Source organism: Sphingorhabdus sp., from assembly GCF_046292425.1.
Lineage (GTDB): Bacteria > Pseudomonadota > Alphaproteobacteria > Sphingomonadales > Sphingomonadaceae > Sphingorhabdus_B.
In genome coordinates this window covers 1-15214 of the sequence record NZ_JBKBQV010000063.1, presented here as the reverse complement: position 1 = coordinate 15214, position 15214 = coordinate 1, and the positions used below count along the sequence as shown (strand labels likewise).

The window sequence follows — 15214 nt, the reverse complement described above, 5'->3', positions numbered from 1 at the left end:
CAACAGGCGGCGGACGAGATAGGCCAGCAGGTCACGATGTCCCCCAACAGGCGCATAGGTCCGGCAGTGATAGCCATCCTCGCGCACCAGGCGTTCAAACAATCCCTCGCCCATGCCGTGAAGGCGCTGGAACTCGAAGTCGCGCTCTTCGCCAGCCCATTGTAGAATCGTCGCCACGGTCAATGCGTTGTGTGTCGCAAATGCAGGACGAATATTGCGCGCGGCAAACATGGCTTTTGCGCAAGCAAGATAGGACACGTCGGTCGCCGCCTTACGCGTAAACAACGGAAAATCAGTCAGGCCGCGTTCCTGCGCGTGCTTGATTTCGCTGTCCCAATAGGCGCCCTTGACGAGGCGGACCTGCATTATACGTGAAGTGTCCTGGCCCAAGGCGTCGGCCCATGCGAGCACCGGGCGAGCCCGTTTTGAGTAGGCCTGCACAGCCATGCCGAGGCCGTCCCAGCCCCGCAGAGCGGGATCCCGAGCGACATTCTCGATAATATCCAAACTCATTTCCAGGCGCGCAGCTTCCTCGGCATCGATAGTGAGCTGAACGCCCAAGGAAGACGCAGACCGTGCCAGTTCGCGCACCATATCGGAAAGTTCAGGCACACAATGTGCGCTTTGCGCTGTTTCATAGCGGGGATGAAGTGCCGAAAGTTTTACGGAAACACTATGGCCCCGCGCGGCATTCCGGCCAACTGCAGCGACGGCAGCGACGTAAGACTGGAAGTAGCGTTCGGCATCAGCCTTGGTACGCGCGGCCTCTCCGAGCATGTCGAAACTGGCGGTAAATCCTCGATTGTCTTTGGATTCCATGCGTTTCATGGCTTCGTCAATGTCGCGGCCCATGACAAACACTTGCCCCATTAGCCGCATGGCTGCGCCTACAGCCTGACGAACAAAGGGTTCGCCTGCCCGCGCGATAAGGCGTTTTAATGTACTTGTATTGTCGCCCAATACGGCTTTACCCAAGACCAAGCCCCACGTCGCGCTATTCACCAGCAAGCTTGACGATTGGCCCTTATGGTCACTCCAATCCGCTTCGGTAAGCTTATCAGCGATCAACAGGTCCGCGGTTTGCGGGTCCGGTACACGCAGAAATGCCTCGGCCAAGGACAACAAAGCCGTGCCTTCCTCTGTTCCAAGGCGGTATTGCTGAAGAAATGAGTTCACCCACCCATCGGCCTGTGCCTTACGTAAATCATCAAGCAATTTGCGGGCACTTCGAACAATATTGCCGCGCACTTCGTCATCTACCGTTGCGGCGACCACCAAAGGCGCGAGGACCTCAGGTTCGGATTTGCGGTGAAATGGCCGAATGGATGATCGGGCGGATTCGAGCGGTAAAGTCATGCCCGCGCTTTGCCGGATAAACCACCAGCAGACAAGTTTCAGTTGTAACGAAAAGGCCAGCCTTCAAACGAAGACTGACCTTAGCGCTTCAGGCCTAAACCTGAATTTTTATTCCACCCGGCGCCGAAAAAAAGGTTCAGGGGCGCCGCCGGACGAAATATTCAATATCTTAGCGATAACGACGGCAGTTGCTGTCCGACTTATCGATCGCACGACCGGCCAAGGCACCTACTGCTGCACCGATGATGCTGCCTTCGGTCTTGTTGCCGCGACGGGCGACTTCATTGCCAAGCAGACCGCCTGCAACCGCACCAATTATCGTGCCCCCAGTGCCCTTGTCGCAACGCGCGTTGTTGCGATAATTATTGTCGCGATAATAACGGTCGCCACGGCGATATTCCCGGCGATCATAACGGTCCTGGTAGCCATCGCGGCTATAGTAACCGTCATTATACCGATCTCGAGCCAAAGCGGGCGTTGCTGAAAATCCGGTAACGGCCGTCGCTGCAAGAACCAGCGCACCGATGCTTTTCTTTAAATTAGTCATTTTCGATACTCCATTGTTAATCAGGCTCGGCCCGTCTTGGGTAGAAAGGCAATTTGCTTTGCCGATAATTGCCTTATGAACGTCGGCGATTGAGCCGAAGCTGAATGTGATTGTTATCCCTCATTCATCTTTCGAGGCAAAAAGATGAACGCGCAGGAGTGTTATGTCCGCAAAGATAGCCCGTCTCGCGCTTGTCCTCGGGCTGGCAACGCTGTCAGTAGGCGGCTTCCGGATTATCTATCCCAGCGATAGCCAAGAAATCGATATGCGGCCGCTTGTCCTCGATCCGGATAATCGTGCCCGACGACAGGTTGGGGCATTAGAATTCATGGCCGCGTGGGAGTTGCGCAGCCGACATGAAAATTTTGGTGGCATTTCCGGGCTCGTGGCACTAGCCGATGGCCGCTTTGTCGCGATTGGCGACGCCGGCACATTTGTCAACTTTGCATTACCCCATGGGCGCCGGAAGGACTGGTCTTCCATCGCGCCGCTGCCCAATCTGGCAGGTCCAAACATCAGTTATAGAGATCGCGACAGCGAGGGCATCACGTTTGATCCTGATAGTAAGCAATATTGGGTCAGCTTTGAAGCCAACCATGCGATTCGCCGTTATTCAGCGTCCTTTGAGCGCGAGACTGGCATTGTCCGTCCGAAGGAAATGCGGGGGTGGACCCGGAACAAAGGGGCCGAATGCATCATCCGCCTTAAAGATGGCCGGTTCATTATCATTGGGGAAAGCGTAGACAATGAGACGCACCCTGCCCTTTTGTTTTCTGGAGACCCGGTTGAACCAGCGAGCAACATCATGCCTTTCAGGTTCAGGCCGCCGCCCGGTTATCGCGTTACCGATTGCGTACAATTGCCCGACGGCCGAATCGCTATGGTCAATCGTGCGGTGGGATTTCCGCAGGGGTTTTCGGCCAAAATATCCCTGATGAATTCCGTTAGCGTCGGCCGCGACGCAACTATATCGGCAACCGTCATTGCGTCGCTTGCTCGCCCACTACTTGTTGACAATCTGGAGGGCATAGCGGTCACCCGCGAAGCAGAAGACACTTTTCTTTGGCTGATCTCAGACAATAATTTCAGCATATTTCAACGGACAATCCTGATGAAATTTCGTTTATAGCGCGAACCAGACAGCAAAAAGCCAGCGGCAATAACTGCCCCTGGCTTTGAATAGCTTTAGCCAAAGGCTGCCTCAGCAGCCTTAAAATTTACGCAGCAGCTTTCTGCTTCTTGGTGATTTCTTTTTTCACCTTGCGCGCGTTGGTGGAAAGCTTCTCGTCGGAAGTCTTCAGCAACCAGTTGTCGAGGCCGCCAACATGCTCAACCGAACGCAAACCATGGGTCGATACGCGGAACTTGTAGCCTTGCTCGAGAGCGTCCGACAACAAAGTGACATTCTGCAGGTTTGGCAAGAATGTACGCTTGGTCTTGTTGTTGGCGTGGCTCACATTGTTGCCGACCAGACGGCCCTTACCGGTGAGTTCGCAGATGCGCGCCATGATATGTGTCCTGTATAAAATGAGTGTATGCGGAATCACTGACCCGCGAAAGTCGCTGCCCCTAACCGTCCACACCGAAAAGGTCAAGCTGATGTGTGGTCAAAAGCAGCATACTGCGCTAGCAAAATTTCATGCCGCTGACAAAAGCCCGTGAAATGATGAACGAAGCGCTCGATCTGGCGCGCGCAGCGGCAGCGCGAAGTGAAGTGCCCGTTGGTGCCATCGTCGTGAAGGATGGGGTCATTATCGGACGCGGGGCGAACCGGCCTGTCGATAGCCACGACCCAACGGCCCATGCCGAAATCATCGCTATTCGAGAGGCGGCAGCGAAACTGGGCAATGATCGTCTGACCGGATGTGACCTGTGGGTTACACTAGAGCCGTGCGCGATGTGTGCAGGTGCAATTGCCCACGCGCGCATCGCTCGCCTCTATTATGGGGCGGAGGACCCCAAGGGCGGCGCGGTGGCACATGGTCCGCGAATATTTGAACAGTCCACATTGCACCACCGCCCGGAAATTTATTCAGGCATTGCCGCGGACGAATCCTCCGCTTTGCTCAAGAAATTTTTTGCAGACCGCCGTTAACGCAGATTCTCATCGAAAAATGCAAGTGTACGAGCCCAAGACAAGTCCGCAGCTGCCTTATCAAAACGCGGTGTGCTGTCATTGTGGAAGCCATGCTGCGTGCCGGGGTAGAAATGCACCTGAAATCGCTTTTGGTTTGCAATCAGGGCTGCCTGATATGGCAACCATCCTGCGTTAATGCGTTCGTCTACTTCAGCATAATGGACAAGCAAAGGTGCCTTGATTGCGGGGACCTCTTCGGCTTTTGGCTGGCGGCCATAATAAGGCACGGAGGCCCCCATCTCGGGATAAGCCACTGCCAGCGCATTGCACACACCGCCGCCATAACAAAAACCTACTGCTCCGACCGTGCCAGTGCTTTGGGGATGGTCGCGCAAATATTCAAAACTGGAAAAGAAGTCCTCCAGCAATTTACCCGGATTCAGCTTTGCCTGTAATTCCCGGCCCGTCTCATCATTGCCAGGATAGCCGCCAACCGATGACAGCCCATCGGGACCAAGCGCCATATATCCCGCTTTCGCCAGACGCCGCACAACATCTTCGATATACGGATTCAAGCCACGATTTTCGTGGATAACAAGTACCGCCGGCAGCTTGCCTTTTGTTTTGGCGGGTCGTGCCAGCAAGCCGCTGATACTTCCATGGCCGTCGGGGCTAGGCACTGCAACGCGTGATGTAATGATCGCCGGATCCTCGGCCTGCACTTGCTGTGCGAGCGCATAATCAGGCTTTAACTGGTTGAGGATCATTAACCCGGTTACCCCAGCGGCCGCAAACTTGCCCGCCTCGCGGATAAACTCGCGCTTGGTCATTTTACCGTGCACATAACCGTCAAATATTTCAAGGATATAGGGATGAAAATCACTGGCCTTCATGCGTGTCGACCTGTTGGCTGGCCCCATCCCTGCGCTCCTCAATGTACAAAACGGGCGACGACGTCGCGATATGACCGGCTGACTTTCACTTGCGCGCCGGATTCGAGCACAAGAAAGCATTCGCCATTTGTGTGCGGTTTAACCTGACGCACCTGGTCGAGGTTGACAATGGTCGAACGGTGGACCCGCTGGAACGTGCGAGGGTCGAGGCGCTTTTCGAGATCCTTCATGGTCTCTCGCAAAATGAGCGAATTGTCGGCAGTATAAATACACATATAATCGCCCGCTGCATCAATGCGCTCAATGCTTTCAACATCAACGCGGAAAATCTGACCACGATCTTTTACGTTGATCAACTTTTCAAAGCGTGTCGACGCCATGTCATCGTCCATCGATCCTAGATTATCAGCCGCATTTGGCGCGACCTCATTGATCACATTGCGTAAGCGCTCCAACTCATCAGAAGTGCGCTTGTCAGCAAGCCTGCTGCGGACCCTGTCCATTGTATCGGCCAGTCGCTCGGGCTCTACAGGCTTCATAAGGTAATCAATTGCCTGCGCTTCAAAAGCTTTAATAGCGTGTTCGGAATAGGCCGTGACAAATACAAATAATGGCGGGTCTATATCCATTACACCTTGAACAACCGAAAAACCGTCGAAACCCGGCATCTGGATATCGAGGAACACAAGATCCGGTTTCAGCGTCTTAATTTTCCTGATGGCCTCCCGACCATTGTGGCAGGTCGCGACGATTTCGATATCATCAAAGGACTGAAGCCGTAACTCAAGTCCCTGAATGGCCAGCTTTTCATCGTCGACCAATATTGTACGAATGCTCATGCGGATAATATTCCTTGCTGCTTAGCCCCCGCCTGATTGTCTTCCCCTGCTATAATCCTGCTTTGATACGGTAGTTCCAACAAAACCTCAAATCCGCCGCCGGCTTTCACATAATGTTCAAAGCGTTGATTTTCCCCATAGGCCTGAGACAAGCGCTCGCGGGTATTTGCCATGCCAACTCCCGTTGACAGGCTGTGGTCTTGTTGTCCTGGCTGCAAGCCTGGGCCAGTATCGGACACGGTGATCCGAACCCTTTGGCCGACGAGTTGAGCGCATACTGAAATATCGGCACCCTCCTCTTTGGGAGTCACTGCGTATTTGATAGCATTTTCAACCAGAGGCTGCAGTAGCAATGATGGCACTAAAGCATTCTCAACTGCCGGGTCGATTGTAAAATAGGTGCGCAAACGCTCCTCAAAACGCATTTTCTCAATGTCGAGATAAAGCTTTAGCGTCTCAATTTCCTGCGTAAGCGGCACCTTGGCAGCCGCCTCGTTGATGAGGGTAAACCGCAAAAAGGACGACAATCTTGAGAGCATAGCATTGGCTTGCTCGGTCTGCTTCAACAGAACCAGCGTCGAAATACTGTTGAGCGTGTTGAACAGAAAGTGCGGGTTTAGCTGGTAACGCAGCATGGTAAGCTGCGCACTGGTGGCCTGCGCCTCAAGCCGCATCATCTGGTCGGCCTGCTCCTCGGCGCGCACAAAATAATTGATCGCATAATAAAGTGCTGACCAAGCCGCCAAAAGAACCGAGTTGATGTAAATTGCCGCCAACCACAATTGCGCGAATGGTGTTTCATCCACGCCATCACGAATCGTCTGAAGCACCCAAACGTCGATATACGCATAGCCAATCGTTGCCAGCGAAACGGAAACAAAGGTCAAGCTCCACGTGATAAATGGCCGCTGCCCGATCAGAAACCGGTAGATGACAGAGAGCAGCAACGTAATCGAATAGCCGGTCACCGCGGAAATCAGAATGGGCACCAAGAAGCTTACAGGCTGCCCCTGCGCGATGCCGGACGCTGCGCGCAGTATGACTGCACCCGCCCAACCCGCTGAATGCAAGTTCCAAAACGCACGGTTTTTGTCCGCAAAGAAGGGTTTGTCCGTTAACTCTAATACCGCCATTAATGCGGTCTAGCCGCATTTCGGCTGTGCTTGAAGCCCTTGTTTCATCTGCGAACAATGATAAACATCGGCCCTGAGAGGATTGCCTAATGGATAACCCAGACGACCGCGCAAATTTTCACGATATGTCGCAAAGTACCCAAGAGGACTGGCAGATCATCATGCGGCATAACATCCCGTTTTCGCAAAATGGCGGACGTCGGATTTTGGACCATCTCAAATTGCTCGACGGGGACTTTGGCGGATTTGCGGTCGACCGGCTAACGCATTCTTTGCAAACAGCAACGCGGGCTCATCGCGATGGCCGGGATGAGGATTATGTTGTGATGGCTTTGCTTCACGACATTGGTGATACGCTTGGCGCGGCAAACCATCCAGATATAGCTGCTGCCATATTGAAGCCGTTCGTTTCCGACAAGCTTCACTGGATTGTGCAGAATCACGGCATTTTCCAAGGACGTAATTTCTTCCATCACCTAGGGCTTGACCGTGACATGAGAGAGAAATTCCGCGGGCATGAATGGTTTGCAGACGCTGAAGAATTCATCGACAAATATGACTGTCCGTCATTTGACCCGGAATATGACACGTTACCGCTCGAATTTTTCGAACCAATGGTGATGAAGCTTTTTCGCAGCCCGCTAAACAGCATCTACAAACGCGATGCTGAGGCTGTCGCCTAGCGACCATAAATCAACGCACCCTTATAACAGGGGTGCTTCATGCTTATGTTCAGGGAACACAAATGGGGTTCAACCTGCCCCCTTTCCCTTACCTACGCTCCCCAAAGGAAAATATCATGGCTAAAAGCCAAAAGAAATCGAGCCGCGAAGTCCGCAAGCCAAAGGCCGAAAAGCCGAAAAAGCAAAACGCATCGAACCCGTCAACAAAGGGTAGTCCCACAGGCTTAGGCGCAAAAAGCTAAGGTTTCAGCGCCCCAGCAACACCCGCGCCTGCCCAGCGACCTGTGCCAACATAGCTGGAGTTGGCAAACCAGTCATACGTGCACGGTCAACCATCGCCTTAAAAGCGCGTACCCGTACGGCATTGGCCTCCAGCCAGCTTTGCGTATCGTCAAGCGGCCTTTTCGCTCCCCGGCGACGCAGGAAATCGAGGCGCATGGTCTGGAAATCCCGTGCCAGCCCGGCCACCAGAAGTCGTTCCCACGGATCCTGAGGATCCATCTGCATAGCCGTTCCCTGAGCCCAACTGATGCCAAGCGCATCACCTATGGCAGTAAAAGCACGCGTAAGCGCCGTGACATCGCCCTTTTGCGACGAGGACAGCGCGGCCAAACCGATTGCGCCGTCCAACTGAGCCATCTGCACCAATCGGTCGGCAATTTTGCGGGGAGCACCATTTTCCGTCAACCTTGCACCAAAGCGTTCGGTGTGGAGCCGGACGTCATTGGGCAGCAATCCCTCCAATGCCGCAGACAGCTTTTGTACTACAGGCGCGTAAATGGCGGTGGCTCCGCTGACGTCGCGACCCTCATGGGCATTCCGAATAATGTCAGCCATCTGTGCGCGCGTTTCGACAGCGGCCTGGTTAAACAGCATCAGTCGCGTGGATTCAGGCATTGCTGTGGTATCGATGGCATTCCATAGCGATGGCAGGTCGTAAATACGCTCGGCAATGGCAAAGGCCGCAGCCACATCGCCAAGGCTACATCCTTCTTCTTCTGCTAGTTCAAACGGATGTAACATGCCGAGACGATTGATCATCCGGTTGGCCAATTTAGTGGCAATAATTTCCTTGCGCAAACGGTGCGTTAAAATCGCTGGCTTGTGCGATTTGACCATCAAGGCCGGGAACGCTGCCAAAAGCTCGGCATCCATGGATTCGTCCTGCGCCAAGGGCGCTTCTTCAATACCGTCCTGCGCAGCGAGCTTTGCCGTCGACAGTAATATGGCAAGTTCGGGCCGGGTCAGTCCACGCCCCTCATTGGCGCGACGGAACAGCTCTTCATTAGGTGCGAGTCCTTCAACCACACGATCCAGACGGCCTGTAGCTTCAAAGATTTCAATAAGCCGGACATAAGCGGGCAAATCACCTGCCCCACCGGTTTCGGCGATGGACAAGGCCAAAGTCTGTAATCGGTTGTCTTCCAACACGAGGTGGGCAACCGCGTCGGTCATATCGGCAAGCAAAACGTTGCGAACCGACTCCTTCAACTTGCCAGCCCGTATCTGGGCGTTCAGCGCGATTTTGATGTTCACTTCATTGTCGGAACAATCGACACCAGCGCTGTTGTCGATGAAATCGGTGTTTATCCGGCCACCGCGCAATGCATAACCAATACGCCCGGCCTGAGTCACGCCAAGATTGGCGCCTTCGCCAATAACTTGCGCCTGCACGTCTGGCCCGTTCACGCGAATGGCATCATTGCCGGGGTCGCCGACGTCAAGATGGCTCTCGCTTCGGTCCTTTATGTACGTTCCAATTCCACCGAACCACAACAGCTGCACTGGCGCTTTCAATATTGCCGTCATCAATGCTGATGGTTCAATTTCTTTTTCTTCAATGCCAAGCAAGCTTCGGACTTCGGCGGTAGTCTTAATGAGCTTTTCGGTGCGGGCGTACACGCCGCCGCCTTTGGAAATCAGCTTCGCATCATAATCGAGCCAGCTCGACCGCGGCAGATTGAACAGCCGCTGACGCTCTTTCCAGCTTGCCGCCGGATCGGGGTCAGGGTCTAAAAAGATGTGCCGATGGTCAAATGCCGCGACGACCTTCAGGGTTTTGGAGAGCAACATTCCGTTGCCAAAAACGTCACCTGACATGTCGCCAACGCCAGCAACTGTTACAGGCTCTTTTTGGACATCAATGCCCATTTCGGCAAAGTGGCGCCGTACCGACAACCAACCGCCCTTTGCCGTTATGCCCATCGCCTTGTGGTCATAACCAACGGAACCACCACTGGCGAAGGCGTCGCCAAGCCAGAAATTGCGTTCAAGCGCGATTGCGTTTGCCGTATCTGAAAATGTTGCTGTGCCTTTGTCTGCCGCAACGACAAAATATGGGTCATCGCCGTCGTGGATAACGACATCATCGGGATGAATGATCCGGTCGTTAACGATGTTATCGGTGATAGACAGCAGTGTCCGAATGAATATTTTGTAAGCCTCAGTGCCTTCTGCGAACCAAGCATCGCGGTCCACACGCATATCTGGCAACCGCTTTGGATAGAACCCACCTTTGGCACCGGTGGGAACAATTACCGCGTTCTTGACCCGCTGGGCCTTCATGAGGCCAAGGACCTCGGTCCGGAAGTCATCACGCCGGTCAGACCAACGCAAGCCACCGCGCGCAACAGGTCCCGCCCGCAAATGGATGCCTTCAACGCGGGGGGAATAGACAAAAACCTCACGCCAAGGCAGCGGAGCGGGCAGACCGGGGACTTTTGCGCAATCCAGTTTGAATGCCAAGGCTTCCTTCGCGGCAGCAGCGAACGCATTGGTGCGGACCGTTGCAAGGACGACCGCCAAGAATCGGCGCAGTATGCGGTCCTCATCAATAGCCGACACCGCCGACAGATCGGCATTGATCGACTTCACATATTTTGCTGCGTCCTTTTCCCGACTTCCATCATTTGCCGGATTATGCAAGGCATCAAACAACGCGATGATGGACCTTGTGACATTGGCATTTTTCGCCAATGCAGAAACCACGGTTGGCATGCCGTACGTCACCCCCGTCTGACGCAGATAGCGATACCATGCGCGCAACCAGATCACAGATTGGGGATCAAGTCCGCCGATGGTAACCAGCTGGTTGAAAACGTCATTTTCAAAAGTGCCGTCCAGAACCTGACTGAGCGCGCCTTCCAGAACTTGCGGGCTTTCAATAACAGTGGCCATGTCGCCACCACGCAGAGCGAGACGGAAGTCATGAATGTAATCGCCACTGCCCAACGCTGTTGGAGTTTCTTCCAGAACATCAAAGCCGAAATTCTCGAGCGCCGGCACTACATCGCTGAGCGGCAATGCCCCGCCACCGCTGTAAATTTTCAGTCGAAGCTTGTCCGCTTCGACACAAAGCCTCGTTATCCTGCTGTGGTCACGCTCCATCGCCAGCAACCCGACCATGTCACGTGCAGCTTCTTCGGTAGAGTAGGTCGTACGGTAGTTGGCTGGAAAGCCGGCTCCATAGCGAACCAGCATCGCGGCCGCGCGCTTTTCGTCAGTCAAACGTGCCAAAGCCGCTTCGACGGCTGGCTCCCACCCGCGCACCATCAATTCGAGCTTTGCATCAAGCGCAGCTTCGTCAACCTTTTGGGCACGGTCAGGTAGATCAAGGGTGTAGCGCAACAAAGCTACGCCGCCATCTTCCAGACCGATGCTCCAGCTGAGTAGCGACCCGCCGGTTGCAGAGGCGAGCATTGCCTGAATCTGTTTGCGAATGCCGGTGGACACGTCATCGCGCGGCAACCAGACAAAAATGTAAAGATGGCGACCAAGCGGCGAGCGCAACGCAATCAACTTCGGACGCGGCCGATCGGTAAGCGACATGGCGGTCAACGTCACCCGTTCAAGATCTTCAAGCTTCAGCGCAACTAAAAGATCGTGCGGCAATGCAGTCAATGCATGCGCCATCGCTTTACCAGCATGACCCGAAGGGTCAAAACCGAAGCGGCCCATCAGCGATGCCAGATGGGTTCTAAGCACTGGTATCTCTTCCGGGGCAGTAGCGAGCGCTGCACTGGTCCAAAGCCCAGCCGTCACCGCCAGGCCCGTTATACAATCATCTGTTTTCACCGGAATGACGATCAGGTCTAATTGCACATTGCGGTGGACGGTCGACACGCGGTTTGATTTCAGCACCAAAGGTGCCACGCCGCCACCTTCGAACCAGTTTATGGCTAGGCTGACACTGTCTTCCGAAAGCACGGGCGCATCACTGACACGCGACAATCCGAGACGATTTGAACGCGCGCCGTCAGCACCAATTCGCTCGTGCGCCAAAATGGTCATCTTATTGTCGAGGAACCAGCGAATTAGGGCGGTTCCTTCGCTATCTGGCAAACTATCAGCATCAGCGGACAAAGCGGCCAGCATGTCACGCCAATCGTTCACCGCGCCTCTAACATCTGCCAGAACGGCCCTCAGGTAGATCTCTAGCTGCCGCCGTTCCTTTGCATCGACGCGCTCCGTCTCCAAATAAATAAAAGATTCCCGTGGCTGCCCGTCGAGCCGTTTCCGGCTGACTGATATTAGACTGGCCGCTTCATCGCGCACGACGCTCAAAACAGGGTGAATGACGCGCTTCACTGATATCCCATGAGCAGCCACGGCCGATGAAACTGAATCCACCAAAAAGGGCATATCATCATTGTTCAGTGCAATGCGCATCATCAAGCGACCGCGGGAATCGGTGAAGCTATCAAGCGCGATGGCTGCGGTGCCAGCCTCGCGGTGAAGGCCGGCCTCTATGGTAAAACGCGCCGCATCCTCCGCCGCTTTGGTATCAAAACCTTCGTTTTCTCCGGGCAAGGCAGTCTCGGCAAAAGCAGACATCATAGCTTTTAAGAGGGTCTTGTCGATTTTTCCGGTAGTTTTAACAATTTTGGCGGCCGCCATGAAATTATCTCCTGAGCCCGCGAGCATATGGTTGTTAGCCCTGTTCAACGACAAAATGCGTTGTAATTTTATTACAAGGCTTATGACGCCGTTCTCAAGCTTAAACAAGTCACGTCCGTAACTTGTTGCTAGCATTTTTATTGCTCCTGTGTAGCGTCGCGCCGAACATACAGGCTTTGGAGAGTTGCGTGGATAAACGTCTTACATTGTGGATTTTGACAGGAATGATTTTGGGCGTAGCGGCTGGATACGCGGTCCATGTCAGTTTCCCGCAAGACAGCACGCAATTTGAATATCTTACCAAGACATTCAAGCTTCTTTCAGATATATTTCTTAATCTTATCAAACTTTTAGTTGCACCATTAATTTTGTCGACCATCGTTGTCGGTATTGCGCATATGGGCGACAGCACGGCGCTTGGGCGAATAGGCTTTCGCGCGATTACGTGGTTTATCATTGCAAGCTTCATGTCCATTGGACTTGGCCTGTTGATGGTGAACCTGTTCCAGCCCGGTATCGGTGCACCAGTCGATACAATTGCAAACGCCGCAGCGACGGTGGGTGAAGTCAAAAAGCTCGACTTTTGGGAATTCATCCTGTCGATTTTTCCCAAAAATGCCTTTGAAGCGATGGCAGCCAATAACATCCTGCAGATTTTGGTGTTCGCTTTGTTTGCGGGCATTGCGCTTTCGGCTTTGGGTGAGAAGGGCGCACCATTGGTTCGGGGCGCTGAATCGCTTGCGGAAATGATGCTTCAAATCACCCATTATGTCATGCGCTATGCCCCCGTTGCAGTGTTTGGCGCATTGGCGGCCGTTGTGTCAAAAAGCGGCCTCGCGATTCTTGCGACCTATTTGGAGCTTGTCACGGAATTCTATCTGTCACTCGCCTTGTTGTGGGTCATCTTGCTTTCACTGGGCGGCATCTTTCTGGGGCGGCGTATATGGACGCTCATCCGCTACATCCGTGAACCCATGCTAATCGCGTTTTCGACGGCTTCAAGCGAGGCTGCACTGCCCAAACTGTTCGAACAGCTTGACCGCTTTGGCGTCCCGCGCCGAATTTCGGGCTTCATGCTGCCTTTGGGATACAGCTTCAACCTTGATGGTTCGATGATGTATATGAGCTTTGCCACTATATTCATTGCACAGGCTTATGGCATTGAACTGTCTATCGGCACGCAGATCCTGATCCTGCTTACGCTGATGATTTCATCCAAGGGTGTTGCCGCCGTACCCCGCGCGTCGCTTGTAGTTATCACAGGTACCTTGGCAATGTTCGATCTGCCGGTGGAGGGGGTCGCGCTCATCTTGGCAATTGACCAGTTCCTTGACATGGGCAGGACTGCGACGAACGTCGTAGGTAATGCTGTCGCCACTTCGGTTATTACCAAATGGGAAGGCATGCTTGAGGTCGAGGAGCCGGAATATATCGAACCACCCCACGCCCCTGCCCATACTATCGCAGGAGGGAAGGCCGGACTGGACCTTGCCGCGGATATGGTGACTGACGAACGGACCAAAAAAATCTAGGCGGGGTGCTTGTGTCCGATCAATGTGCCTTTCGCCCCCTGGCTATCCAGCGTGAATTGCATATTAAGATGTTCTTTGCGCCATCGCCGCGCAACCATCCGCTCTCCCGGGCGAGCTGCATCGTCGAGCAGGACGCGTCCGCCAGGACGAATGAGTGGAAAAAGACTTGAAGCGGAGCCACGGACATACGGGTGGATAGCCCAGGGCGGCCCATCGACAATGAGCAAATCTATTTCGGTGGGCACGTCAGATAGCTGGTACCAGTGACCGGGCCAACCAACGGGAGGCGTGCCCAGTGGAGCATGGCGAACATCTGCCGCCATGTTGTTCTCGCGGATCCAGCCTTGCGTCGCTTTCGCAAATTCTGCGTGTTGGTCAAAGCTCACAATCGAGCCGCCGCCAAATATCTGCAACGCGCGCGCGGCCACGAAGGTGGATGCCCCGCAACCCAGCTCGACAACCTGCGCCGGGCGCAATTCTTCAATCGTTGAAACAATATGCCACAGAAAACGCGTGTCCGATTTCCAACTGCCAAGATTGGGCAACGAATCAAGCGGCAACCCCAGATAGGCAAGCAGATCAGCCTTATCTTTCTTGCGCCCGCCATGAAGGCTGCGCAATAACAATGGCCACTGGATCGCGCCATAGGCCATGACCATGAAACGATCTCCCAATGACAGGCTGAGGTCCAAATCACTGAGCGGCAGTAAAGCCGTTGTTTCGCGTGTGGTCATATTGCCCCCAAAGACGCGTAGCCATCAGCAGTCAATAAAAGACTTTTCGGCTTGTCTGATAATCCGCACTGATGGCGCGTTACACCCCGTTACAAAGTCCGTTTCATAACAGCTTCAATGCTTTGACAATGTCGAAATTTATTCCATAACGCGCGTTAGGAAGAGGAGACATTCATGGAAGAACGCCAGACGGTAACGCCTGCAAAACCAACAATTACAAATCCCAAACTACTGCTTTGGATATTGATGATTGTTTATGTGTTTAATTTCCTCGACCGGCAAATTGTCAACATATTGGCCGAACCAATCAGTCGCGATCTTGGTCTTTCGGACACCCAGATCGGCTTGCTGACTGGTCTTGCGTTCGCGCTCTTTTACACGCTGCTCGGTATCCCCATTGCGCGTTACGCGGACAATAGCGCAACAAACCGCGTAGGTCTTATATCCATTTCACTCGCGGTCTGGTCTGCAATGACTGCCTTGTGCGGCTTAGCCCAAAATTTCGCGCAGTTGGCGTTGGCCAG

Annotated in this window: 14 protein-coding genes; 6 read left to right on the top strand and 8 right to left on the bottom strand. The window is 53.8% G+C overall.

Annotated features, from left to right (window positions below; translation table 11 throughout):
- Window positions 1–1356: proline dehydrogenase family protein (locus ACK4S7_RS11590; protein ID WP_409646955.1), on the bottom strand; the 1356-nt coding region annotated here is incomplete at its 3' end.
- Window positions 1357–1525: 169 nt separating this feature from the next.
- The gene (locus ACK4S7_RS11585; protein WP_409646952.1) at window positions 1526–1903 is read right to left on the bottom strand and encodes a glycine zipper 2TM domain-containing protein; all 378 of its coding nucleotides are present in this window, start codon (window positions 1901–1903) and stop codon (window positions 1526–1528) included.
- A gap of 163 nt (window positions 1904–2066) precedes the next feature.
- Here ACK4S7_RS11585 and ACK4S7_RS11580 point away from each other — a divergent pair, with 163 nt between their 5' ends.
- On the top strand, window positions 2067–3032 hold the full coding sequence (locus ACK4S7_RS11580) for an esterase-like activity of phytase family protein (protein WP_409646949.1): 966 nt from the start codon (window positions 2067–2069) through the stop codon (window positions 3030–3032).
- Window positions 3033–3120: 88 nt separating this feature from the next.
- Here ACK4S7_RS11580 and rpmB read toward each other — a convergent pair whose 3' ends face one another.
- Entirely contained in the window at window positions 3121–3411 is a 291-nt protein-coding gene (rpmB, locus tag ACK4S7_RS11575) for a 50S ribosomal protein L28 (protein ID WP_409646946.1), read from the bottom strand.
- A gap of 131 nt (window positions 3412–3542) precedes the next feature.
- Here rpmB and tadA point away from each other — a divergent pair, with 131 nt between their 5' ends.
- A complete protein-coding gene (gene tadA / locus ACK4S7_RS11570; protein ID WP_409646944.1) occupies window positions 3543–3998 on the top strand; it encodes a tRNA adenosine(34) deaminase TadA in 456 nt (151 codons plus the stop codon).
- On the opposite strand, the gene yghX is transcribed toward tadA, so the two are convergent.
- From yghX to ACK4S7_RS11555, 3 genes are read right to left on the bottom strand one after another with little or no spacing between them, the layout of a single operon-like run.
- Complete coding sequence (yghX, locus tag ACK4S7_RS11565; RefSeq protein WP_409646941.1) at window positions 3995–4900, bottom strand: YghX family hydrolase; 906 nt, start codon at window positions 4898–4900, stop codon at window positions 3995–3997. The genes tadA and yghX overlap by 4 nt on opposite strands.
- Window positions 4901–4911: 11 nt before the next feature.
- Window positions 4912–5712: a LytR/AlgR family response regulator transcription factor gene (locus tag ACK4S7_RS11560; protein ID WP_409646938.1), complete on the bottom strand. Its 801-nt coding sequence runs from the start codon at window positions 5710–5712 to the stop codon at window positions 4912–4914.
- Window positions 5709–6845: a sensor histidine kinase gene (locus tag ACK4S7_RS11555; RefSeq protein WP_409646935.1), complete on the bottom strand. Its 1137-nt coding sequence runs from the start codon at window positions 6843–6845 to the stop codon at window positions 5709–5711. The genes ACK4S7_RS11560 and ACK4S7_RS11555 overlap by 4 nt, the downstream gene beginning before the upstream one ends.
- A gap of 89 nt (window positions 6846–6934) precedes the next feature.
- On the opposite strand from ACK4S7_RS11555, the gene ACK4S7_RS11550 reads away from it, so the two are divergent.
- Window positions 6935–7528, top strand: a complete 594-nt coding sequence (locus ACK4S7_RS11550; RefSeq protein ID WP_409646932.1) for an HD domain-containing protein — start codon at window positions 6935–6937, stop codon at window positions 7526–7528.
- 116 nt (window positions 7529–7644) lie between these two features.
- Window positions 7645–7770, top strand: a complete 126-nt coding sequence (locus ACK4S7_RS11545) for a hypothetical protein (RefSeq protein WP_409646929.1) — start codon at window positions 7645–7647, stop codon at window positions 7768–7770.
- A gap of 4 nt (window positions 7771–7774) precedes the next feature.
- On the opposite strand, the gene ACK4S7_RS11540 is transcribed toward ACK4S7_RS11545, so the two are convergent.
- Entirely contained in the window at window positions 7775–12424 is a 4650-nt protein-coding gene (locus ACK4S7_RS11540; RefSeq protein ID WP_409646926.1) for an NAD-glutamate dehydrogenase, read from the bottom strand.
- 188 nt (window positions 12425–12612) lie between these two features.
- Between ACK4S7_RS11540 and ACK4S7_RS11535 the strand changes: the two genes are divergently transcribed.
- Window positions 12613–13956: a dicarboxylate/amino acid:cation symporter gene (locus ACK4S7_RS11535; RefSeq protein ID WP_409646923.1), complete on the top strand. Its 1344-nt coding sequence runs from the start codon at window positions 12613–12615 to the stop codon at window positions 13954–13956.
- Here the strand turns inward: ACK4S7_RS11535 and ACK4S7_RS11530 are convergent.
- Window positions 13953–14690: a class I SAM-dependent methyltransferase gene (locus ACK4S7_RS11530; RefSeq protein ID WP_409646920.1), complete on the bottom strand. Its 738-nt coding sequence runs from the start codon at window positions 14688–14690 to the stop codon at window positions 13953–13955. The genes ACK4S7_RS11535 and ACK4S7_RS11530 overlap by 4 nt on opposite strands.
- A gap of 174 nt (window positions 14691–14864) precedes the next feature.
- Between ACK4S7_RS11530 and ACK4S7_RS11525 the strand changes: the two genes are divergently transcribed.
- On the top strand, window positions 14865–15214 hold a 350-nt coding region (locus ACK4S7_RS11525; RefSeq protein ID WP_409646917.1), incomplete at its 3' end, for an MFS transporter.